Annotated in this window: 23 protein-coding genes and 1 tRNA gene; 3 read left to right on the forward strand and 21 right to left on the reverse strand. The window is 63.8% G+C overall.

The features are described 5' to 3' along the window. Window positions 1-24 precede the first annotated feature (24 nt). The 15 genes from ispG to trmJ form a co-directional block, all read right to left on the reverse strand. Window positions 25-1,134, reverse strand: coding sequence for a flavodoxin-dependent (E)-4-hydroxy-3-methylbut-2-enyl-diphosphate synthase (gene ispG / locus ACSMEV_RS19990; protein ID WP_296263049.1), 1,110 nt, complete (start codon window positions 1,132-1,134; stop codon window positions 25-27). A gap of 3 nt (window positions 1,135-1,137) precedes the next feature. Beyond that, a complete protein-coding gene (locus ACSMEV_RS19995) occupies window positions 1,138-2,118 on the reverse strand; it encodes a RodZ domain-containing protein (RefSeq protein ID WP_459206674.1) in 981 nt (326 codons plus the stop codon). Beyond that, window positions 2,115-2,876 carry a type IV pilus biogenesis/stability protein PilW gene (gene pilW, locus ACSMEV_RS20000; protein ID WP_459206675.1) on the reverse strand — a complete coding sequence of 254 codons (762 nt, stop codon included), beginning with the start codon at window positions 2,874-2,876 and terminating at the stop codon, window positions 2,115-2,117. The genes ACSMEV_RS19995 and pilW overlap by 4 nt, the downstream gene beginning before the upstream one ends. Before the next feature lie 14 nt (window positions 2,877-2,890). Further along, on the reverse strand, window positions 2,891-4,036 hold the full coding sequence (rlmN, locus tag ACSMEV_RS20005; RefSeq protein WP_459206676.1) for a 23S rRNA (adenine(2503)-C(2))-methyltransferase RlmN: 1,146 nt from the start codon (window positions 4,034-4,036) through the stop codon (window positions 2,891-2,893). A 28-nt stretch (window positions 4,037-4,064) separates the two neighbouring features. Beyond that, window positions 4,065-4,490 (reverse strand): nucleoside-diphosphate kinase, encoded by a 426-nt coding sequence (gene ndk, locus ACSMEV_RS20010; protein ID WP_459206677.1) that lies wholly within the window; start codon window positions 4,488-4,490, stop codon window positions 4,065-4,067. 88 nt (window positions 4,491-4,578) lie between these two features. Next, window positions 4,579-4,779, reverse strand: coding sequence for a Fe-S cluster assembly protein IscX (gene iscX, locus ACSMEV_RS20015; protein ID WP_314487938.1), 201 nt, complete (start codon window positions 4,777-4,779; stop codon window positions 4,579-4,581). A 10-nt stretch (window positions 4,780-4,789) separates the two neighbouring features. Beyond that, the gene (gene fdx, locus ACSMEV_RS20020) at window positions 4,790-5,131 is read right to left on the reverse strand and encodes an ISC system 2Fe-2S type ferredoxin (RefSeq protein ID WP_459206678.1); all 342 of its coding nucleotides are present in this window, start codon (window positions 5,129-5,131) and stop codon (window positions 4,790-4,792) included. A 3-nt stretch (window positions 5,132-5,134) separates the two neighbouring features. Continuing rightward, window positions 5,135-6,997 (reverse strand): Fe-S protein assembly chaperone HscA, encoded by a 1,863-nt coding sequence (gene hscA / locus ACSMEV_RS20025; RefSeq protein ID WP_459206679.1) that lies wholly within the window; start codon window positions 6,995-6,997, stop codon window positions 5,135-5,137. A 42-nt stretch (window positions 6,998-7,039) separates the two neighbouring features. Further along, on the reverse strand, window positions 7,040-7,561 hold the full coding sequence (gene hscB / locus ACSMEV_RS20030; RefSeq protein WP_296263035.1) for a co-chaperone HscB: 522 nt from the start codon (window positions 7,559-7,561) through the stop codon (window positions 7,040-7,042). A gap of 8 nt (window positions 7,562-7,569) precedes the next feature. Beyond that, on the reverse strand, window positions 7,570-7,893 hold the full coding sequence (iscA, locus tag ACSMEV_RS20035; RefSeq protein ID WP_028695982.1) for an iron-sulfur cluster assembly protein IscA: 324 nt from the start codon (window positions 7,891-7,893) through the stop codon (window positions 7,570-7,572). Between the two features lie 42 nt (window positions 7,894-7,935). After that, complete coding sequence (gene iscU, locus ACSMEV_RS20040; protein WP_296263032.1) at window positions 7,936-8,322, reverse strand: Fe-S cluster assembly scaffold IscU; 387 nt, start codon at window positions 8,320-8,322, stop codon at window positions 7,936-7,938. A gap of 47 nt (window positions 8,323-8,369) precedes the next feature. After that, window positions 8,370-9,584, reverse strand: coding sequence for an IscS subfamily cysteine desulfurase (locus ACSMEV_RS20045; protein ID WP_313738555.1), 1,215 nt, complete (start codon window positions 9,582-9,584; stop codon window positions 8,370-8,372). Window positions 9,585-9,626: 42 nt separating this feature from the next. Continuing rightward, on the reverse strand, window positions 9,627-10,118 hold the full coding sequence (gene iscR / locus ACSMEV_RS20050; RefSeq protein ID WP_296263030.1) for a Fe-S cluster assembly transcriptional regulator IscR: 492 nt from the start codon (window positions 10,116-10,118) through the stop codon (window positions 9,627-9,629). Between the two features lie 166 nt (window positions 10,119-10,284). After that, the gene (cysE, locus tag ACSMEV_RS20055) at window positions 10,285-11,073 is read right to left on the reverse strand and encodes a serine O-acetyltransferase (protein WP_459206680.1); all 789 of its coding nucleotides are present in this window, start codon (window positions 11,071-11,073) and stop codon (window positions 10,285-10,287) included. 6 nt (window positions 11,074-11,079) lie between these two features. Further along, a complete protein-coding gene (gene trmJ / locus ACSMEV_RS20060; protein WP_459206681.1) occupies window positions 11,080-11,838 on the reverse strand; it encodes a tRNA (cytosine(32)/uridine(32)-2'-O)-methyltransferase TrmJ in 759 nt (252 codons plus the stop codon). 150 nt (window positions 11,839-11,988) lie between these two features. Here trmJ and suhB point away from each other — a divergent pair, with 150 nt between their 5' ends. Then, window positions 11,989-12,807, forward strand: a complete 819-nt coding sequence (gene suhB, locus ACSMEV_RS20065) for a type III secretion system regulator SuhB (protein ID WP_296263025.1) — start codon at window positions 11,989-11,991, stop codon at window positions 12,805-12,807. Between the two features lie 257 nt (window positions 12,808-13,064). Next, window positions 13,065-14,126 carry an SDR family oxidoreductase gene (locus tag ACSMEV_RS20070; protein ID WP_459206682.1) on the forward strand — a complete coding sequence of 354 codons (1,062 nt, stop codon included), beginning with the start codon at window positions 13,065-13,067 and terminating at the stop codon, window positions 14,124-14,126. A gap of 179 nt (window positions 14,127-14,305) precedes the next feature. Here ACSMEV_RS20070 and ACSMEV_RS20075 read toward each other — a convergent pair whose 3' ends face one another. From ACSMEV_RS20075 to queA, 6 genes are all read right to left on the reverse strand, one after another. After that, window positions 14,306-14,854 (reverse strand): glycine zipper 2TM domain-containing protein, encoded by a 549-nt coding sequence (locus tag ACSMEV_RS20075; protein ID WP_459206683.1) that lies wholly within the window; start codon window positions 14,852-14,854, stop codon window positions 14,306-14,308. Between the two features lie 121 nt (window positions 14,855-14,975). Then, window positions 14,976-15,884 carry a protein translocase subunit SecF gene (gene secF / locus ACSMEV_RS20080; RefSeq protein WP_313738551.1) on the reverse strand — a complete coding sequence of 303 codons (909 nt, stop codon included), beginning with the start codon at window positions 15,882-15,884 and terminating at the stop codon, window positions 14,976-14,978. 10 nt (window positions 15,885-15,894) lie between these two features. After that, window positions 15,895-17,757 carry a protein translocase subunit SecD gene (secD, locus tag ACSMEV_RS20085; protein WP_413046382.1) on the reverse strand — a complete coding sequence of 621 codons (1,863 nt, stop codon included), beginning with the start codon at window positions 17,755-17,757 and terminating at the stop codon, window positions 15,895-15,897. A gap of 62 nt (window positions 17,758-17,819) precedes the next feature. Further along, window positions 17,820-18,152 (reverse strand): preprotein translocase subunit YajC, encoded by a 333-nt coding sequence (gene yajC / locus ACSMEV_RS20090; protein ID WP_028695973.1) that lies wholly within the window; start codon window positions 18,150-18,152, stop codon window positions 17,820-17,822. Between the two features lie 59 nt (window positions 18,153-18,211). Beyond that, on the reverse strand, window positions 18,212-19,327 hold the full coding sequence (gene tgt / locus ACSMEV_RS20095; RefSeq protein WP_459208389.1) for a tRNA guanosine(34) transglycosylase Tgt: 1,116 nt from the start codon (window positions 19,325-19,327) through the stop codon (window positions 18,212-18,214). Between the two features lie 14 nt (window positions 19,328-19,341). Beyond that, window positions 19,342-20,391, reverse strand: coding sequence for a tRNA preQ1(34) S-adenosylmethionine ribosyltransferase-isomerase QueA (gene queA / locus ACSMEV_RS20100; RefSeq protein WP_313738549.1), 1,050 nt, complete (start codon window positions 20,389-20,391; stop codon window positions 19,342-19,344). 107 nt (window positions 20,392-20,498) lie between these two features. On the opposite strand from queA, the gene ACSMEV_RS20105 reads away from it, so the two are divergent. Then, window positions 20,499-20,583 (forward strand) — tRNA-Leu (locus ACSMEV_RS20105). The last annotated feature ends 269 nt before the right edge of the window (window positions 20,584-20,852 follow it).

A 20,852-nucleotide genomic window follows, 5' to 3' on the forward strand; every position in this document is an offset into this window, starting at 1 on the left:
GGAAAGTCCTTACGAATCTGTTTCTCAGCCACGGGCGATCAGTGCCGCGTCGGCGTCGGCCTTTTCGGCCGCTTTCTGGCGGATGAGCCTTTCCAGCTCATCGACCAGGTTGTCGTTGCCCAGTTTCTGCGACGGCTTGCCGTCGATGTACACCAGGTTCGGCGTGCCGCCGGTCAACCCCACATGGGCTTCCTTGGCTTCGCCCGGGCCGTTGACCACGCAGCCGATCACGGCGACGTCCATCGGCACCAGCAGGTCTTCCAGGCGCCCTTCCAGGTCGTTCATGGTCTTGACCACATCGAAGTTCTGCCGCGAGCAGCTCGGGCAGGCGATGAAGTTGATGCCACGCGAGCGCAGACGCAGGGACTTGAGGATGTCGTAGCCGACCTTCACTTCCTCGACCGGGTCGGCCGCCAGGGAAATGCGGATGGTGTCGCCGATGCCTTCGGCCAGCAGCATACCCAGGCCCACGGCGGATTTCACCGTGCCCGAGCGCAGGCCACCGGCTTCGGTGATACCCAGGTGCAGGGGTTGCACGATCTGCTTGGCCAGTTGCCGGTAGGCATCGACCGCCATGAACACGTCGGAGGCCTTGACGCTGACCTTGAAGTCCTGGAAATCCAGACGGTCGAGGTGCTCGACGTGGCGCAGGGCCGACTCGACCAGCGCGGCTGGGGTCGGCTCGCCGTACTTCTTCTGCAGGTCTTTTTCCAGCGAACCTGCGTTGACGCCGATACGGATCGGGATGCCACGGTCGCGGGCGGCATCGACCACGGCGCGTACGCGGTCTTCGCGGCCGATGTTGCCTGGGTTGATGCGCAGGCAATCGACGCCCAGTTCGGCCACGCGCAAGGCGATGCGGTAGTCGAAGTGGATGTCGGCGACCAGGGGCACGCTGACCTGCTGCTTGATGCGACCGAAGGCTTCGGCGGCGTCCATGTCCGGCACCGAGACCCGCACGATGTCCACGCCCGCATCGACCAGGCGCTGGATCTGCGCCACGGTGGCGGCGACATCGTTGGTGTCGGTGTTGGTCATGCTTTGCACGGCAATGGGCGCATCGCCGCCTACCGCTACGTTGCCGACCCAGATTTTCCGGGATTCGCGCCGTTTGATCGGAGATTCACCGTGCATGTCTTACTGTCCCAACTTGAGGCGAGCGGTCTCGCCACTGGTGAACGGTGCCAGGTTGACCGCCTGGCCGTTGTAGCTGACCTGCGCGCCGCGGGCGAAGCCCAGACGCACGGCGAACGGCGGCTTGCCGCTGAGTTCGAGGGTATCGCCCTTGCGCTTGACCGAGCTGGTCAGCACCTTGCCGTTGCCGTCGGTGACCTGGGTCCAGCAGTCGGCCACGAAGGTCATGGCGATCTTGCCCGCACCTTCGGGTACGGCGGTAGCGCTTTGCGGAGCAGTCACGGGTGCGGTGGCCTGAGCAGGCGCTGCCGGTGTGGTGCTGGGCGCGGTCGAGACGATGGGCGCCTGAGTGGTGGCAGGCTGGCTTGGAGTGGCGGCTGGCGCTGTTGATTCGGTCGCCGTCTGTTCGGTAGGCGCAGGTTGCAGCGCTAACTCGGTCGACTGGGGCTGCTGCGCCGCGGAGACGGCCTGGTCTTCGGGCTCGTCGAGCGGATGGATTTGCGTGGTGCCGTCGGCGCTCTCGACCTCGACGTGCTCCAGGGCCATCTGGGTCAGGTCCTTGCCGCGCAGGGTGCCTTGGTCCTGCCACCAGACGAAGCCGCCGCCGATCACTGCGATCAGCACCAGGAGGCTGACGCCGCGCAGGATGTTCTGCGACAGGCGCCGCGGCTCTTCGATGCGGCCCAGCGAGTGCACGTCGCTGCCCTTGGCATTGGAACCGGTGACTTGGTCGAACGCGGCGACCAACGGAGCCTGGTCCATGTCCATCAGCTTGGCGTAGGCGCGGATGTAGCCACGGGCGAAGGTGTGCCCCGGCAGCTTGTCGAAGGCGCCGGTTTCAAGGTTGTTCAGCGAAGTGACCGTCAGGTTGAGCCTGCGCGCGACCTCGGTCTGCGACCAGCCACGCTGCTCACGGGCCTGGCGCAAGGTGTCTCCAGGGTGCTGGTGAGTCGCTGATGCTGCTTCGGGATGCACGGCGTTCATCGTTGCTCCGACACGTATTGCTGATATTCCGGCGTATCCGGATAAAGGCGTTGTAGTTGCTGCCCTAGGTGGGCGGCATCGATCTCTTCGGTAAACACTCGACCCAGGCGCGTCCCTAGCAGCAGGCTGCGGGCGTCCGGCTCGCTCAGCTGGCTGAAACGGTGGTAGTAGTCCCGAGCCGGCACATAATGCCTGTTTTCGTAGGACAACTCAGCCATTTCCAACAATGCCCTGGGCTGGCGGGGATCGAGTTGCAGCGCTTTGTGCAAATACGCCTGCGCCTGCTGGCGCTCGCCCTGCCTGAGCGCGGTCAGGCCGAGGTTCTCGTAGATTCGCGAGCGCTGAGGATACAGGGTATCGCCGGCCGCTTGGCGAAACATCTGCTCGGCCTGGCGAAAATCGCCCTGGGCGTAGAGAAACGAGCCGTAGTTGTTGCGGATTCGGGTGTCGCCGGGCCGTTGCTTCAAAGCTTCGACGAAGTGGGTGCGGGCCAGGGTCGGCTCGCCCTGCGCCTGGAACACCAGCGCCAGGGCGGCGTGGGCATCGGCATCGCGCGCATCGAGGGCCAGGGCACGGCCCAGAGGTGCCTTGGCCTGCTCGGCGAGGCCCTGCTGAAGATAGCCCAGGCCTAATTGCACATAGGCATGCACCGCCCGCTCGCGCCCTTCGCGCGTCGCCAGAGGATCGCCCGCGCCGCTCGACACACAGCCGACCAGCAGCGAAAACCCAAGAATCGACAGCACGGCGCGCAGGCTCATGGGCGAGGTGTCCGTCAGGGGCGCGCGGCGTTGTCTGACAGTTCGGTGTCGGCAGCCACCTGGCGCACAGCGATGTAGCGCTCGCTGCGGCGGGTGCGGTCCATCACCTGGCCGACCAGCTGGCCACAGGCCGCGTCGATGTCCTCACCGCGCGTGGTGCGGGTGGTGACGTTGAAGCCGGCGTGGTGCAGCAAGTCCTGGAAGCGGCGGATGGCGTTGTTGCTCGGCCGCTCGTAGCCCGAATGCGGGAACGGGTTGAAGGGGATCAGGTTGATCTTGCACGGTACGTCGCGCAGCAGCTCGATCATCTCGGTGGCGTGCTGGGGCTGGTCGTTGACGTCCTTGAGCAGGGTGTACTCGATGGTCAATACGCGCTTGCCGCCCAGGGTGGACATGTAGCCCATGCAGGACTCGAGCAGCATCTTCAACGGGTACTTCTTGTTGATCGGTACCAACTGGTTGCGCAGCGCATCGTTGGGCGCATGCAGCGACAGCGCCAGCGACACGTCGATGTGCTTGGCCAGTTCGTCGATCATGGGTACCACGCCCGAGGTGGACAAGGTGACGCGACGCTTGGAAATGCCATAGCCCAGATCGTCCATCATGATCTTCATGGCGGCGATGACATTGTCGAAATTGAGCAACGGCTCGCCCATGCCCATCATCACCACGTTGGTAATCGCGCGGTCGACTTTGGCTGGAACGGTGCCGAAGGATTTGTTCGCTAGCCACACCTGACCGATCACTTCGGCGGCGGTGAGGTTGCTGTTGAAGCCTTGCTTGCCGGTGGAACAGAAACTGCAATCCAGGGCGCAGCCGGCTTGCGACGACACGCACAGGGTGCCGCGATCGTCGGTGGGAATGTAGACGGTCTCGACGCAGCTGCCGGAGGCAATGCGGATCACCCATTTGCGGGTGCCGTCTGCGGAAATGTCTTCGCTGACCACTTCCGGCGCACGAATTTCGGCAACGGCCTCGAGCTTTTCGCGCAAGGCCTTGCCGACGTTCGTCATGGCGGCGAAGTCGTCGACGCCAAAGTGGTGAATCCATTTCATCACCTGACCGGCGCGGAAGCGCTTCTCTCCGATCGAATCGAAGAACTGTTCCATTTCCTGCTGGGTCAGACCCAGCAAGTTGATTTTGCCAACAGATGTCGTCATGGATTCACCCTCACTCGTAAGCTTTCGCTTAGCGAGTGGTTACCTCGGTAGCAGCGAAGAAGTAAGCGATTTCGCGAGCGGCAGCGGCTTCGGAGTCCGAACCGTGGACGGCGTTGGCGTCGATGGACTCGGCGAAGTCAGCGCGGATGGTGCCGGCAGCGGCTTCTTTAGGGTTGGTGGCGCCCATCAGCTCACGGTTCTTGGCGATGGCGTCTTCGCCTTCCAGAACCTGAACCACGACCGGGCCGGAGATCATGAAGGCAACCAGATCACCGAAGAAGCCGCGCTCTTTGTGCTCGGCGTAGAAGCCTTCGGCCTCGGCCTTGGACAGTTGCTTGAGCTTGGACGCGACGATGCGCAGGCCGGCTTCTTCGAAGCGCGAGGTGATCTTGCCGATCACGTTCTTGGCAACGGCGTCAGGCTTGATGATCGAGAAAGTACGTTGAACAGCCATGGAAAACTCCAGAAGTTTTAGTGTTACGAAAAATTAAACCCGCAAATTATACGCGGGTTCGAGGGCATTGCCTAACCTGCAGGTGTCGCTAATCGGCTTCTTCTATCCAGGCCGCCTGAATGGCCTCAAGGACCTTCTCGCCGCCACGCGCCGGATCGTCACTGAAATCGGGCAATTCCTGCACCCAACGGCTCAGGTTGACGAAATTCAGGTAACGAGGATCGACTTCCGGCTTGCTTTCCGCAAGCTGGATGGCGATCTCAAGTACATCAACCCATTTCAGACTCATGCTGCACTCCTCAATGCGGCGCTTCGGCGGCGTGGTTGAGCGAATACTTGGGAATCTCGATGGTCAGGTCGTCGTCGCCGACCACCACCTGGCAACCCAGGCGCGACTGCGCCTCCAGGCCCCAGGCCTTGTCGAGCATGTCTTCTTCCAGTTCATCGGCCTCATCCAGGGAGTCGAAGCCCTGGCGCACGATGCAGTGGCAAGTGGTGCAGGCCTTGACGCCGCCACAGGCGCTTTCCATCTCGATGTGATGCTCGTGGGCCAGCTCCAGGATGTTGGTCCCGGACGGCACGTCCACGGTCAGCCCCTCGGGACAGAACTTTTCATGCGGCAGGAATTTCACCAGCGGCATCGGTTACTCCTCGATCTCATTCAGGTTGCGCCCGGCCAGTGCGGCTTTGACCGTCGAATCAAGGCGACGGGCGGCAAATGCATCGGTCACCTGCGACAGACGCTTGGTCTGTTGCTCGATGGCGGGGCCATCGGTGCCGGCCAGCAAATCACGTAGGTCCTGCATCTGGAATTGGATGGCTTCGCGCTCTTCGGCGCTGAGCAGGCGCTCGCCATCGGCGTCCAGGGCGCCTTGCACCGCTTCGAGCAGGCGCTCGGCATCGACTTGGTGCTCGCGCAACTGGCGGGCATTGCGGTCGGCGCCGGCGTGCTCGAAGGAATCGGTGAGCATGCGCGCGATTTCGCCGTCGGTCAGGCCGTACGACGGTTTGACCTGGATGCTCGCCTCCACGCCCGAACCCAGTTCGCGCGCAGCCACGCTGAGCAGCCCGTCGGCATCGACCTGGAAGGTCACGCGTATCTTCGCCGCGCCCGCCACCATGGCCGGGATGCCGCGCAGCTCGAAGCGCGCCAGCGAGCGGCAGTCGCTGATCAACTCGCGCTCGCCCTGGAGGACGTGGATCATCATGGCCGACTGGCCATCTTTGTAGGTGGTGAACTCCTGGGCGCGGGCCACGGGAATGGTGGTGTTGCGCGGAATCACCTTCTCCATCAGGCCGCCCATGGTCTCAAGCCCCAGCGACAGCGGGATGACGTCGAGCAGCAGCAGTTCGCCGCCTTCGCGGCGGTTGCCGGCCAGGGTGTCGGCCTGCACGGCGGCGCCGATGGCGACGACTTGGTCGGGGTCGATGGACGTCAGCGGTTCACGCCCGAACAACGCGCCCACCGCTTCACGTACGCGCGGCACGCGGGTCGAACCACCGACCATCACCACCGCCTGCACTTCGTCGAACTCCACGCCACTATCCCGCATGGCACGGCGGCAAGCCTTGAGGCTGGTGGCGATCATCGGTTCGATGAGGCTTTCGAAGGTGGCGCGGCTCAGCTCGCCGGCCCATTGGCCGTGGGCCACCGAGACACTGGCCTGCTCGGTCAGCGCTTCCTTGGCCTGGCGCGCGGTCTGCAACAACAGGCGCTGAGTGGCCGGATCGAGATCGGCGGACAACCCGGCCTGGTCGATGATCCAACCGGCGATGGCATGGTCGAAATCGTCGCCGCCCAAGGCAGTGTCACCGCCGGTGGCGAGCACTTCGAACACGCCGGCGGTCAGGCGCAGGATGGAAATGTCGAAGGTGCCGCCGCCCAGGTCGTAGATGGCCACTACGCCTTCGGCGTTCTGGTCCAGGCCATAGGCCACGGCTGCGGCGGTCGGCTCGTTGAGCAGGCGCAGGACGTTGAGGCCGGCCAGACGCGCGGCGTCCTTGGTGGCTTGCCGTTGGGCGTCGTCGAAGTAGGCCGGCACGGTGATCACCGCGCCCACCAGCTCGCCGCCCAGACTTTCTTCGGCGCGCAGGCGCAGCACCTTGAGGATGTCGGCCGAGACCTGCACAGGGCTTTTCGGGCCTTGTACGGTGTCGATGAACGGCATGTGCGACTCGCCGCCGACGAAGCGGTAAGGCAGTTGCTCGCCCAACTGCTTGACGTCGGACAGCCCGCGCCCCATCAGACGCTTGACCGACAGGATGCTGTTGAACGGGTCGCTGGGCGCCGCATCGCGGGCACTCAGACCCACGTCGGTGCGGTCTTCGAGGTAGCGCACCGCAGAGGGCAGAATGAGGTTGCCTTGGGCGTCGGGCAGCGGCTCGCTGCGACCGCTGCGCACCGCTGCGACCAGGGAATTGGTGGTGCCCAGGTCGATCCCCACGGCCAGACGGCGCTGGTGCGGCTGGGGGCTCTGACCGGGTTCGGCGATCTGCAATAGGGCCATGCTTATCTGAATACCTTAGGCGTCATCACGGGTAACGCCGGGTTAATCGTCGAGGCGCTCTTCGAGCTGGCGCACTTCTTGGGAGAGCTTGTCGAGGAACTGCATGCGGCGCATCAGACGCTCGGCCTGCTCGCGCTCGGCCGGCACGTCCCAGCACTGTGCGAACTCGTCGTCGAGCGCGGTCTGGGCGAGCTTGAGCCGGCGCTTGAAGGCGCCCACACCGTCGATGTCGGCCTCGTCCTGCAGATCTTCGAGCTCTTCGCGCAACTGCATCTGCTGAAGCAGGAACTCGGGATCGTGCACCGTGACTTCCTGCGGCACCTCGTGACCACCGATGGCCAGCAGGTAGCGGGCGCGGCGCGGCGCACTGCGCAGGGTCTGGTAGGCGTCGTTGAGGGCGGCGGATTTTTCCAGGGCGACACGTCGCTCGCGCTCGGAAGCATCGGCGAAGCGGTCGGGATGGACCTCGCGGGCCAGCTCGCGGTAGCGAACGGCCAGCTTGTCGAGGTCCAGGCGGAAGGCCGGCTGCAGGTCGAACAGCGCGTAATGGCAGACAGTACCCACGTCAGGCCTCAGACATTGAAGCTTTCGCCGCAGCCGCATTCGCCGCGCACGTTGGGGTTGTTGAACTTGAAGCCTTCGTTCAACCCTTCCTTGACGAAATCGAGCTCGGTGCCGTCGAGGTAGACCAGGCTTTTCGGGTCGATGATGACCTTCACGCCATGGTTCTCGAACACCTGGTCTTCGCCTGCCAGTTCGTCGACGAACTCGAGCACGTAGGCCAGGCCCGAGCAGCCGGTAGTACGCACGCCCAGGCGGATGCCTTCGCCCTTGCCGCGCCCGTCGAGGGAGCGGCGGATATGGTTGGCGGCGGCTTCTGTCATGCTGATAGCCATCGAAACTCCTTACCTCAACATCGGTGGTCGGCTACAAGAAACTCAGACCAGACCTTTCTTCTGCTTGTAGTCGCGCACGGCTGCCTTGATGGCGTCCTCGGCGAGTACCGAACAGTGGATCTTGACCGGTGGCAGCGCCAGTTCTTCGGCCAGCTGGGTGTTCTTGATGGTCTCGGCTTCGTCGAGGGTCTTGCCTTTCATCCACTCGGTAGCCAGGGAGCTGGAAGCGATGGCCGAACCGCAACCGTAGGTCTTGAACTTGGCGTCTTCGATCACGCCCTGCTCGTTGACCTTGATCTGCAGACGCATCACGTCGCCGCACGCCGGGGCGCCGACCATGCCGGTGCCGACATCGGGGTCTTCAGCGTTCATCTTGCCAACGTTACGTGGGTTTTCGTAATGGTCGATGACTTTTTCACTGTATGCCATGGTGCAATTCCTTCTTCATCAGGTGAGCCGCTCTTGCCGGCGGCTGCTTAGTGGGCAGCCCACTCGATCTTGGAGATGTCGACGCCGTCTTTGTACATGTCCCACAGCGGCGACAGTTCGCGCAGCTTGTTCACGGCCTGGCAGACCTGCTGCGCGGCGTGGTCGATCTCTTCTTCCTTGGTGAAACGACCGAAGGAGAAGCGGATGGAGCTGTGTGCCAGCTCGTCGTTGCGGCCCAGTGCGCGCAGCACGTAGGACGGCTCGAGCGAAGCGGAGGTGCAGGCCGAACCGGAAGAGACGGCGATGTCCTTGAGCGACATCAGCAGCGACTCGCCCTCGACGTAGTTGAAGCTCAGGTTCAGGTTGTGCGGCACGCGGGCGGTCTGGCTGCCGTTGATGTACAGCTCTTCGAGGTCGGAGACCTGCTTGAAGAAGCGGTCGCTCAGCGCCTTGACGCGCACGTTCTCGCTGGCCATTTCCTGCTTGGCGATGGCGAAGGCTTCGCCCATGCCGACGATCTGGTGGGTCGGCAAAGTGCCCGAACGCATGCCGCGCTCGTGACCGCCGCCGTGCACCATGGCTTCCAGGCGTACGCGCGGCTTACGGCTGACGTACAGCGCGCCGATGCCTTTGGGGCCATAGACCTTGTGCGCCGAGAACGACATCAGGTCGACTTTCATGTTCTGCAGGTCGATCTCGACCTTGCCGGCCGACTGCGCGGCATCGACGTGGAACAGCACGCCTCGCGAGCGGGTCAGTTCGCCGATGGCGGCGATGTCGTTGATCGAACCGACTTCGTTGTTCACGTGCATCAACGAGACCAGGATGGTGTCGTCGCGCAGCACCGCCTCGACCATGGCCGGGGTGACGATGCCGTCGGCGCCGGGTTCGAGGTAGGTGACTTCGAAGCCTTCACGCTCCAGTTGGCGCGTGGTGTCCAGGACCGCCTTGTGCTCGATCTTGGAGGTGATGATGTGCTTGCCTTTGGTCTGGTAGAAATGCGCCACACCTTTGATCGCCAGGTTGTCGGACTCGGTGGCACCGCTGGTCCAGACGATTTCGCGCGGGTCAGCGTGGATCAGCTCGGCCACTTGGCGGCGAGCGTTTTCCACCGCTTCCTCGGCGCGCCAGCCGAAGGCGTGGGAGCGCGAGGCCGGGTTCCCGAAGTTGCCGTCCATGGTCAGGCAGTCGACCATTTTCTGGGCGACACGGGGATCGACCGGGGTGGTCGCGGAGTAATCGAGGTAGATCGGCAACTTCATTGAATCTCTCCTATCAGGCGTTGGCGTCGCTCGTCGTCACGGTCAGTCGACGGCGGACGTCTCAATCTTGTCCATGTGCGCGCTATGGCCCGCTACACGGCGCAGGTCCTGGCGATGGGCAACTTCTTGCACCTCGCGGCGCGTGACGAGGTCAGCCAGGCTGATGCCACTGAGGAACGTGTGGATCTGCTGGCTGAGGTCGCACCACAGGTGGTGGGTCAGACAGGTATCACCGGAATGACAATCTCCAAGCCCCTGGCAGCGGGTGGCGTCGACCGACTCGTTGACGGCGTCGATGACCTGGGCCACCTCGATCGTTCCCATGGCACGGGACAGCTGATAGCCGCCACCTGGACCACGAACGCTGGAAACCAGGCTGTTGCGCCGCAACTTGGCGAACAGTTGCTCCAGGTAGGAAAGCGAGATGCCTTGGCGCTCGGAGATATCAGCCAGTGACACCGGCCCGTGCTGCGCGTGCAACGCCAGGTCGAGCATGGCGGTTACGGCGTATCGGCCTTTGGTTGTGAGTCGCATGGCTATGGGCACCACGGGAGTTACGGAATGAGTGCAAGTATGCTATTTCCGAGCATTTGAGTCAACTATAAGACCTAGCGCTTTAGTCGGGATTAGCTCGGGAAGTGGTCGCGAGTGTAGCAGACCGCGGCGCAGGTGCACACGCCGCGGTGCCATCATGGCGAAATCAATGCGGCCTGACGTCGCTGGGCGGCGCAGCCGCGGGCTCGACGAAATCCTCTTCGGGCAAGGCTGGCAACGCTTTGCCGCTATAGTCGCTGCCCAGCTTGGTCAAGGCGCCGCACATGCCTTCGAGGCGCTCGTCCACGGCCTGCAGGTGGTCGAGCATCTGGCCCATGGCGCGCGCCACCGGGTCGGGCATGTCGCCGCTGACCCCGTAGGCGTCGAAGCCGATCTTCTCGGCCATGGCCTTGCGCCTGGCTTCGACGTCGCTGCCCTCTTCGGGCTTGACGATGATGCGCCCGGGAATGCCCACCGCCGTGGCTCCGGCCGGCACAGCCTTGGTCACCACCGCATTGGAGCCGATCTTGGCCCCGGCACCGACGGTGAACGGCCCCAGCACCTTGGCGCCGGCACCGACCACTACGCCGTCTTCCAAGGTCGGGTGGCGCTTGCCCTTGTTCCAGCTGGTGCCGCCCAGGGTCACACCTTGGTAGAGGGTGACGTCGTCGCCGATCTCGGCGGTTTCGCCGATGACGATGCCCATGCCGTGGTCGATGAAGAAGCGTCGGCCGATGGTGGCACCGGGGTGGATCTCGATGCCGGTCATCCAGCGGCCGAAGTTCGACACCAGACGCGCCAGCCACTTGCAGTCGCGCACCCATAAGGCATGCCCGACACGGTGCAGCCAGATGGCGTGCATGCCGGGGTAGCAGGTCAGCACCTCGAACGTATTGCGAGCGGCCGGGTCGCGGTGGAACACGCTCTGGATATCTTCACGCAGGCGTTCGAACATGGCTTTTCAGTCCTTTCTCTTATGCGGCTCGCCGCGCGCGACTTTCTGCGTTTCGGTGAGGATGCCGCGCAAGATGCTCATCTCCGAATGGTTGACCGTGCTGCGCCCATACAGACGGCGCAGGCGCGCCATCAGGTGGCGGGGCTTTTCCGGGTCGAGGAAACCGATCTGCACCAGGGTCTGCTCTAGGTGCTCGTAGAAGCGCTCCATCTCGTCCATGGTCGCCGGTTCTTCGCTGGCGTCGGCCTTCTCCGCGACCGGCGCTGCCTGCTGCGCTGCCAGCCAGGCGGTACGCACCTCATAGGCGAGCACCTGCACGGCGGCGGCCAGGTTCAGCGAGCTGAAGTCGGGATTGGAAGGAATGTGCACATGGAAGTGGCAGCGCTGCAGCTCTTCGTTGGTCAGCCCCGCATGCTCGCGGCCGAATACCAGGGCGACCTGCTCGCCGCCGGCGGCCTGCCCGACGGCCTTGGCGCCGCATTCACGAGGATCGAGCATGGGCCACGGCAGGCTGCGGTCGCGGGCACTGGTGCCCAACACCAGGCTGCAGCCGACCAGCGCCTGCTCCAGGCTGTCGACCACTTCGGCGCCGGCCAGCAGGTCGTCGGCACCCGACGCGCGGGCACTGGCTTGCTCGGAAGGGAAGTCCCTAGGCTGCACCAGCACCAGGCGCGACAGGCCCATGTTTTTCATGGCACGCGCAGCGCCGCCGATGTTGCCGGGGTGGCTGGTATTGACCAGAACAACACGAATATTGTGCAACAAGGCGATGTGCTCACTGTGGCGGGTTTTGGGGGCAGCAATCTTACAGAAGCGACCCCGCCAACGCCACGCGGGCTAACGTGGCACTTTTGCCGACGCGGATTTCTGATAGAATGTCCGGCTTTCTTCTTTAACATTCCAGGTGACCCGACCATGCAGCCTATGCTGAATATCGCGCTGCGCGCCGCTCGCAGCGCCAGCGAACTGATTTTCCGCTCCATCGAACGCCTGGACAGCCTCAAGGTCGACGAAAAGGGCGCCAAGGACTACGTGTCCGAGGTTGACCGCGCTGCCGAAGACGCCATCGTCAAAGCCCTGCGCAAGGCCTATCCGAACCACTCGATCCAGGGTGAGGAAACCGGTTTCCACGCCGGCAGCGGCGAAGACGGCAAAGACTACCTGTGGATCATCGACCCGCTCGATGGCACCACCAACTTCCTGCGCGGCATTCCGCACTTCGCCGTCAGCATCGCGTGCAAATACCGCGGTCGCCTGGAACATGCGGTCATCGTCGATCCGGTTCGCCAGGAAGAATTCACCGCCAGCCGTGGCCGTGGCGCCCAGGTCAACGGCCGCCGCCTGCGGGTCAGCTCGCGCAGCAGCCTCGACGGCGCCCTGCTCGGCACCGGCTTCCCCTTCCGTGACGACCAGATGGCCGACCTCGACAACTACATGGGCATGTTCCGCGCCCTGACCGGCCAAACCGCAGGCATTCGTCGCGCCGGCGCCGCCAGCCTCGACCTCGCCTACGTGGCGGCCGGTCGTTTCGACGGCTTCTGGGAGTCGGGCCTGTCCGAGTGGGACATGGCCGCAGGCGTGCTGCTGATCCAAGAAGCCGGCGGCCTGGTCAGCGACTTCAACGGCGGTCACGACTTCCTCGACAAGGGTCACATCGTCGCGGGCAACATCAAGTGCTTCAAGGCCATCCTCACGGCCATCCAACCGCACTTGCCCGAGCACCTGAAGCGCTAAGTCGGCACGCAGCACCGAGCCCCCGTCAAGCCCGCTTGGTCGTGGCGGCCCGGTGCCTCGGCCCATCGGTCAGGGCTGCACCGCAGCCCTTGTCCGAATACCTCTCCAGAACATTCCTCCAGATCCACTCGGCAAGCCTTGCGCTGTCGGGCGTTTTCGCTCGCCCTCCCGAACCCCACTGCCAATCCGAAGGAATCCGCCGGACCACAGGCGGTCACCTATAGGCAATCGATAACGATCACCTACAGGACAGCATCATGACCCAACTCGCACTAGTCGTAGGCGCCAGCGGCATCGTCGGCAGCGCTACTACACAGTTGCTGCTGGACAACCAGTGGCAGGTCGCGGCCCTGTCCCGCCAGCCGTCTACCCTGCCCGGCGTGATACCGGTCGCAGCCGACCTGCAAGACCCGCAGTCGGTACGCGACGCGCTGGCCGATCTGCGCCCCACGCACGTGTTCATCACCACTTGGTCGCGCCAGGCCACCGAAGCGGAAAACATCCGCGTCAACGCCGCCATGGTGCGCAATCTGCTCGACGCCCTGCGCCCGGCCAAGAGCGTGCAGCACGTCGCCTTGGTGACAGGCCTGAAGCACTATCTCGGCCCCTTCGAGGCCTACGGCAAAGGCACCCTGCCGCAGACCCCGTTCCGTGAAGAGCAGGGCCGCCTGGATGTGGAAAACTTCTACTATGCCCAGGAAGACGAAGTCTTCGCCGCTGCCGAGCAGGACGCTTTCACCTGGAGCGTGCACCGCCCGCACACCGTGATCGGCGTGGCCGTGGGCAACGCCATGAACATGGCCACCACCCTGGCGGTGTATGCCTCGATCTGCAAGCACACCGGCCGGCCGTTCGTGTTCCCCGGCTCGCGCGTGCAGTGGGACAGCCTGACCGACATGACCGACGCCCGGCAGCTGGCCAGCCAACTGCTGTGGGCCGCCACCACGCTTGCGGCTGCCGACCAGGCCTTCAACATCACCAACGGCGACGTGTTCCGCTGGAAGTGGATGTGGAGCCGGATCGCCGAGTACTTCGACATTCCCGCCGCCGAACTCCCGACCTCCCCTGCCCCGCTGGAAACGCAGATGGCCGATGACCAGCGAGCCTGGACGCAACTGGCGGCCGAACATGGCTTGAAGGAAAGCGACATCAATCGCCTGATCTCGCCTTGGCACACCGATGCGGACCTTGGCCGGCCGATCGAGGTGGTGACGGACATGTCGAAAAGCCGCCTGTTGGGCTTCACCGACTACCAGGCCAGCGACCGAGCCTTCTTCGATGCCTTCGACCGGTTGCGCAAGGAAAAGCTGATTCCTTGAGCGATGCGGTGCGGCGGATCGGCCCGACCCGTCGCCGTCGCCGTCGCCGCTGCCCAAGCAAAAAAAATCCGACACCCTCAGGGGTATCGGATTTCTGCATCGATGCCGCGATCCGGCATGTGGACTATTGGCAGCGCATCGTCTTCAATCAGCGCTCGCCGACAATCCTGCCAACAGCCTCACTGCCCCGGCTGCGCCTGGCTCAGGACCAGCTTGCCGTTCTTGTCCAGCGGAATGCTCGAACCGGGGTCGCGGTCCATCTTGATCTGCCCGGCCTGGTCGCCGATGGTGTACTTGACGTTATAGCCCACCACCTTGTCGCTGATATCGTTGACCGTGTTGCAGCGGGTTTGCGTGGTGGTGTAGGTGTCACGACGCTGCATGCCCTCCTGCACCTTGTTGCCCGCATAGCCACCGCCCACTGCGCCAGCCACGGTAGCCAGCTTCTTGCCGGTGCCGCCGCCGATCTGGTTGCCCAACAGGCCGCCAGCGAGGGCACCGACCACCGTACCGGCGATCTGGTGCTGGTCCTTGACCGGCGCCTGGCGCGTCACGGTCACGTCCTTGCACACTTCACGCGGCGTCTTGATCTGCTGCTTGATGGGCTGCACGTCGGTCACCTGAGCGTACTCCGGGCCTTTGTTGACCAAGCTGTAGGTAGCAAACGCCCCACCGGCCGTCACCGCCACGGCACCCAGCACCGTCCCTACCAGCATTGATTTGTTCACGTGAACCTCCTGATCTATCCAGCGGGTCCGCGCCCGCGCTTGTCCCAGCCTTGGAGCGAAAAAAAAGGCGCGAGTTCAACACTCGCGCCTTTCGTTTCGCCCAATGGCGTAGGACTTTTCCTTACGGGCGGTCGTCCACACCTTCAGCTTTGACCGGAGGAATCAGGTCTTCGCTGTTCAGGTTCAGCCAGATCAGCACCACGTTGGCGATGTAGATCGACGAGTAGGTGCCGGCCAATACGCCGATGAACAGCGCCAGGGAGAAACCGAACAGGTTGTCGCCGCCGAAGAACAGCAGCGCGGCGATGGCCAGCAGGGTCGACACCGAGGTGGCGATGGTGCGCAGCAGCGTCTGGGTGGTCGAGACGTTGATGTTCTCGATCAGCGACGCCTTGCGCATGACCCGGAAGTTCTCCCGCACCCGGTCGAACACCACGATGGTGTCGTTGAGCGAGTAACCGATGATCGCCAGGACCGCCGCCAACACGGTGAGGTCGAAGGTGATCTGGAAGAACGACAGGATGCCCAGGGTCACCACCACGTCGTGGATCAGCGAGACGATCGCACCGACCGCGAACTTCCACTGGAAGCGGAAGGCGAGGTAGATGAGGATGCCGCCAAGTGCCAGGAGCATGCCCAGGCCGCCCTGGTCGCGCAGCTCTTCACCGACCTGCGGGCCGACGAACTCGACGCGCTTGAGGGTGGCCGGGTTGTCGCCACCGGCCTTTTTCAAGGCCTCGGCCACTTTGCTGCCCAGTTGCGGATCGTCGCCGGGCATGCGCACCAGCAGCTCGGTGGTGGCACCGAAACTCTGCACGATGGCTTCGTGGAAGCCCGAGCTGTTGAGCTCCTCACGCACGGCTTTCAAGTCGGCCGGGCGTTCGTAGTTCAGCTCGATCAGCGTACCGCCGGTGAAGTCCAGGCCGAAGTTCAGGCCCTTCTGCCACCAGCTGAACAGCGCCAGCACGGTGAGCAGTACGGTGATGGCGAACGCGCTGTTGCGCACGCCCATGAAGTTGATGGTTTTCATGGTTATTCCCTCAGACCCACAGCTTCTTGATGTCACGCCCGCCGCAGGTCAGGTTGACCATGGCACGGGTCACCATGATGGCGGTGAACATCGAGGTGAAAATCCCGAGGGACATGGTGACCGCGAAGCCCTTGACCGGGCCGGTACCCATGGCGAACAGGATGCCGCCCACCAGCAGGCTGGTCAGGTTGGCGTCGATGATCGCGGTGTAGGCACGGTTGAAGCCTTCGTGGATGGCGCGCTGGGCCGACATGCCGCTTTTCAGCTCCTCGCGGATACGCGAGAAGATCAGCACGTTGGCGTCGACCGCCATGCCCATGGTCAGAACGATACCGGCGATGCCCGGCAGGGTCAGCGTGGCGCCCAGCAAGGACATCAGCGCCAGCAGCAGCACCATGTTGCCCGCCAGGGCGATGGTGGCGATCACGCCGAAGCCGCGGTAGATGGCGATGATGAACAGCGAGACGAACAGCATGCCCCACAGCGACGCATCGATACCCTTGGTGATGTTGTCGGCACCCAGGCTCGGGCCGATGGTGCGCTCTTCGGCGAAGTACATCGGCGCGGCCAGGCCACCGGCACGCAGCAGCAGGGCCAGCTCGGACGATTCGCCCTGGCCGTTGAGCCCGGTGATGCGGAACTGGCTACCCAGCGGCGACTGGATGGTCGCCAGGCTGATGATCTTCTTCTCTTCCTGGAAGCTCTGGACCGGCACTTCCTTCTCGACACCGTCGACCGTCTGCTTGACGTAGCGGGTGGTCGGCTTCTGCTCGATGAAGATCACCGCCATGCTGCGCCCGACGTTGCTGCGCGTGGCGCGGCTCATCAGTTCGCCGCCATGGCCGTCGAGACGGATGTTGACCTGCGGACGGCCGTGCTCGTCGAAACTGGCCTGGGCGTCGGTGACCTGGTCACCGGTGATGATCAGACCGCGCTCGACCGGCGCGGAACGGCCGCCTTCGCGGAACTCGAACACTTCGCTGGTGGCCCGCGACGCGCCGGGCTCGGCACCGAAGCGGAACTCCAGATTGGCGGTCTTGCCGAGGATGCGCTTGGCTTCGGCGGTGTCCTGCACGCCCGGCAGCTCGACCACGATGCGGTTGGCGCCCTGGCGCTGCACCAGCGGCTCGGCGACGCCGAGTTCGTTGACCCGGTTGCGCACGGTGGTGAGGTTCTGACGAATCGAGTATTCACGGATTTCGGTGACCTTGGCCTGGGTCAGCGCCAGACGCAGCACGGCGAGGTCGTTGCGCTCGGAGGTGGTCAGGTCGAAATCGTTGAAATTCTTGCGCACCAGGCTGCGGGCCTGTTCGCGGGTGGCGTCGTCGGCGAAGCCGAGCATGATGCCGCCGTCTTGTTGCGGCAGGCTGCGGTAGCGGATGCGTTCCTTGCGCAGCAAGGTCTTCACTTCGCCTTCGTAGACCTTCATGCGCGCGCTCATGGCCTTGTCCATGTCCACTTCCAGCAGGAAGTGCACACCACCGGACAGGTCCAGGCCCAACTTCATGGGGCTGGCGCCGATCTTGCGCAGCCACTGCGGGGTGGTCTGCGCCAGGTTCAGGGCCACGACGTAGTCGTCGCCGAGGGTCTTGCGCACCACATCCTTGGCCGGCAGTTGCGCTTCCTGGTCGCTCAGGCGGATCAGGCCACTGCCCTTCTCACCCAGGCTGGCGCCCTTGACCGCGATACCGGCGTCGGTCAGTGCCTTGCTCACGCGATCCAGGTCGGCCTGGTTGACCTGCAGCGCCGAGCTGGCACCGCTGATCTGCACGGCCGGATCGTCCGGGTAGAGGTTGGGAGCGGAATAAATGAAACCGATCGCCAGTACCAGCACGATCAGTGCGTATTTCCACAGAGGGTATTTGTTCAGCATCACGCCGCCCGTTCAAGACGCGGGGCGCGTTGCGCGCCCCGACTGGAAAAAAAATCGCTGCCTCAGATCGCCTTGAGCGTACCTTTGGGCAGGGTGGCCGCGATGGCGCCCTTCTGGAACTTCAGTTCGACGGTATCGGATACTTCCAGCACCACGAAGTCATCGGACACTTTGACGATCTTGCCGGCGATACCGCCGTTGGTGACAACTTCGTCGCCTTTCTGCAAGTTGCCCAGCAGGTTCTTTTGCTCTTTGGCGCGTTTGGCCTGCGGGCGCCAGATCATCAAGTAGAAGATGACCAGGAAACCGACCAGGAAGATCCACTCAAAACCAGCGGGGCCGGCAGCAGCGGGGGCAGCGGCGTCCGCGTAGGCGGCGGGAATCAGAAAGCTCATGTGACACTCCAGTTGCTAGCGTTATGCAAAGACGGGGTTTGCAATTCGGTGAAGAACACTTAGTCCAAAGGCGGCACGGGAAGCCCGCGCTTGGCGTAGAAGGCGTCGACAAAGGCGGCCAATTTACCCTGTTGAATAGCCTCGCGCAAACCAGCCATCAGGCGCTGGTAATGGCGCAAGTTGTGGATCGTATTCAACATGCTGCTGAGCATTTCCCCACACTTGTCCAAGTGGTGCAGATAGGCGCGGGAGAAGTTGCGGCAGGTGTAGCAATCGCAGGTTGGGTCCAGTGGCGATTCATCGTGGCGATGGAACGCGTTGCGAATCTTGATCACGCCGGTGTCGATGAACAGATGGCCGTTGCGCGCATTGCGCGTGGGCATCACGCAGTCGAACATGTCGACGCCGCGGCGCACACCCTCCACAAGATCCTCGGGTTTGCCCACCCCCATAAGGTAACGAGGTTTGTCAGCGGGCATCTGACCGGGCAGGTAATCGAGCACCTTGATCATTTCGTGCTTGGGCTCGCCCACCGACAGACCGCCGATGGCCAGGCCGTCGAAACCGATCTTGTCCAGGCCCTCGAGCGAGCGCATGCGCAAGTCTTCGTGCATGCCGCCCTGGACGATGCCGAACAGCGCCGCGGTGTTGTCGGCATGGGCATTCTTCGAGCGCTGCGCCCAGCGCAACGACAGCTCCATCGAGGTGCGCGCCACGTCGTGCTCGGCCGGATACGGCGTGCATTCATCGAAGATCATGACGATGTCCGAGCCCAGGTCGCGCTGCACCTGCATGGACTCTTCCGGGCCCATGAACACCTTCGAGCCGTCGACCGGCGAGGCGAAGGTCACGCCTTCTTCCTTGATCTTGCGCATGGCGCCCAGGCTGAACACCTGGAAGCCACCGGAATCGGTCAGAATCGGGCCTTTCCACTGCATGAAATCGTGCAAGCCGTTGTGCTTCTTGACCACCTCGGTGCCCGGGCGCAGCCACAGGTGGAAGGTGTTGCCCAGGATGATCTCGGCGCCGGTGGCTTCGATGTCACGCGGCAGCATGCCCTTGACCGTGCCATAGGTGCCCACCGGCATGAACGCCGGGGTCTCGACCGTGCCACGGGGGAAGGTCAGCCGACCGCGACGGGCCTTGCCGTCGGTGGCCAGCAGTTCGAACGACATTCGACAGGTGCGAGTCATGCTTGATCCTCGGGGCCGCGCGGCGCCGGATTGCGGGTGATGAACATGGCATCACCGTAACTGAAGAAGCGGTACCGCTGTTCGACCGCCGCCGCATAGGCGGCCATGGTCTCGGGGTAACCGGCGAAGGCCGAGACCAGCATCAGCAGCGTGGACTCGGGCAGGTGGAAGTTGGTGACCAGCGCGTCGACCACGTGGAACGGCCGACCGGGGTAGAGGAAGATGTCGGTGTCGCCGCTGAAGGCCTTGAGCACGCCATCGCGCGCGGCGCTCTCCAGCGAGCGCACGCTGGTGGTGCCCACCGCCACCACACGGCCGCCGCGCGCGCGGCAGGCGGCCACTGCGTCGACCACGTCCTGGCCGACTTCCAGCCATTCCTTGTGCATGTGGTGGTCTTCGATCTTATCGACCCGCACCGGCTGGAAGGTGCCGGCGCCCACATGCAGGGTGACGAACGCCTGCTCCACGCCCTTGGCCGCGATCTGCGCCAGCAGGCCCTGGTCGAAATGCAGGCCGGCCGTAGGCGCGGCCACGGCACCGGCGCGTTCGGCGTAGACGGTCTGGTAACGCTCACGGTCGGCGCCTTCGTCCGGGCGGTCGATATAGGGCGGCAACGGCATGTGGCCGACACGCTCGAGCAGCGGCAGCACCTCTTCGCCGAAACGCAGCTCGAACAGCGTGTCGTGCCGCGCCACCATCTCGGCCTCGCCGCCGCCGTCGATCAGCAACTGGGTGCCCACCTTGGGCGCCTTGCTGGCCCGCACGTGGGCCAGCACGCGGTGGCTGTCGAGCACGCGCTCGACCAGCACTTCCAGCTTGCCGCCGGAGGCTTTCTGGCCGAACAACCGCGCCGGAATCACCCGTGTGTTGTTGAACACCATCAGGTCGCCCGGGCGCAGGTACTCGAGCAGATCGGTGAATTGCCGATGCGCCAACGCCCCGCTCGGCCCATCGAGGACCAGCAGGCGGCTGCCGTGGCGCTCGGCCAAGGGATGGCGAGCGATGAGGGAATCGGGGAGTTCGAAGGAGAAATCGGCGACGCGCATGATCAGGTTCGGTTCGACAAAGCCGGGAAGTTTAGCCCACTGAGTGAAAATTGACTATGAAACACGATTGACCGACGGACGGAGCCTCTCTATACTGCGCCGCGTTGGCCCTGATGGCGGAATTGGTAGACGCGGCGGATTCAAAATCCGTTTTCGAAAGGAGTGGGAGTTCGAGTCTCCCTCGGGGCACCATGTACATAGTTCCAAACTTCCCCAGGAAGCCAGGAGCAACGAAGAAACCGGCCACTGAGCCGGTTTTTTTGTGCCTGCCATTTTGCTGTGCTTCGGGCAACTGCCAAATCCATCGCTATGGCGTTTGCCGGTGCTGACTCCCTCGCCGCCAGCTCCCGCACCGCCCCTATCGCCCAGCTGCCATTCATGGCTTATGCCTCACGGGAATGGCAATTGGCAGCAAGCCTTCAACCATGCGTCAACGATGTGAGGGCAAAGCCAAAATGTAG

This window comes from Pseudomonas sp. MLB6B (assembly GCF_054508135.1).

Coding starts and splice junctions, on each gene's coding strand:
- secD (WP_413046382.1), bottom strand. CDS start 17,757: ATGCTGAACAAATACCCTCTGTGGAAATACGCACTGATCGTGCTGGTA.
- ACSMEV_RS19995 (WP_459206674.1), bottom strand. CDS start 2,118: ATGAACGCCGTGCATCCCGAAGCAGCATCAGCGACTCACCAGCACCCT.
- rlmN (WP_459206676.1), bottom strand. CDS start 4,036: ATGACGACATCTGTTGGCAAAATCAACTTGCTGGGTCTGACCCAGCAG.
- iscA (WP_028695982.1), bottom strand. CDS start 7,893: ATGGCTATCAGCATGACAGAAGCCGCCGCCAACCATATCCGCCGCTCC.
- fdx (WP_459206678.1), bottom strand. CDS start 5,131: ATGCCGCTGGTGAAATTCCTGCCGCATGAAAAGTTCTGTCCCGAGGGG.
- pilW (WP_459206675.1), bottom strand. CDS start 2,876: ATGAGCCTGCGCGCCGTGCTGTCGATTCTTGGGTTTTCGCTGCTGGTC.
- queA (WP_313738549.1), bottom strand. CDS start 20,391: ATGCGCGTCGCCGATTTCTCCTTCGAACTCCCCGATTCCCTCATCGCT.
- secF (WP_313738551.1), bottom strand. CDS start 15,884: ATGAAAACCATCAACTTCATGGGCGTGCGCAACAGCGCGTTCGCCATC.
- cysE (WP_459206680.1), bottom strand. CDS start 11,073: ATGTTCGAACGCCTGCGTGAAGATATCCAGAGCGTGTTCCACCGCGAC.
- ndk (WP_459206677.1), bottom strand. CDS start 4,490: ATGGCTGTTCAACGTACTTTCTCGATCATCAAGCCTGACGCCGTTGCC.
- iscX (WP_314487938.1), bottom strand. CDS start 4,779: ATGAGTCTGAAATGGGTTGATGTACTTGAGATCGCCATCCAGCTTGCG.
- ACSMEV_RS20070 (WP_459206682.1), top strand. CDS start 13,065: ATGACCCAACTCGCACTAGTCGTAGGCGCCAGCGGCATCGTCGGCAGC.
- iscU (WP_296263032.1), bottom strand. CDS start 8,322: ATGGCATACAGTGAAAAAGTCATCGACCATTACGAAAACCCACGTAAC.
- tgt (WP_459208389.1), bottom strand. CDS start 19,327: ATGTCGTTCGAACTGCTGGCCACCGACGGCAAGGCCCGTCGCGGTCGG.
- iscR (WP_296263030.1), bottom strand. CDS start 10,118: ATGCGACTCACAACCAAAGGCCGATACGCCGTAACCGCCATGCTCGAC.
- ACSMEV_RS20045 (WP_313738555.1), bottom strand. CDS start 9,584: ATGAAGTTGCCGATCTACCTCGATTACTCCGCGACCACCCCGGTCGAT.
- suhB (WP_296263025.1), top strand. CDS start 11,989: ATGCAGCCTATGCTGAATATCGCGCTGCGCGCCGCTCGCAGCGCCAGC.
- hscA (WP_459206679.1), bottom strand. CDS start 6,997: ATGGCCCTATTGCAGATCGCCGAACCCGGTCAGAGCCCCCAGCCGCAC.
- ispG (WP_296263049.1), bottom strand. CDS start 1,134: ATGCACGGTGAATCTCCGATCAAACGGCGCGAATCCCGGAAAATCTGG.
- yajC (WP_028695973.1), bottom strand. CDS start 18,152: ATGAGCTTTCTGATTCCCGCCGCCTACGCGGACGCCGCTGCCCCCGCT.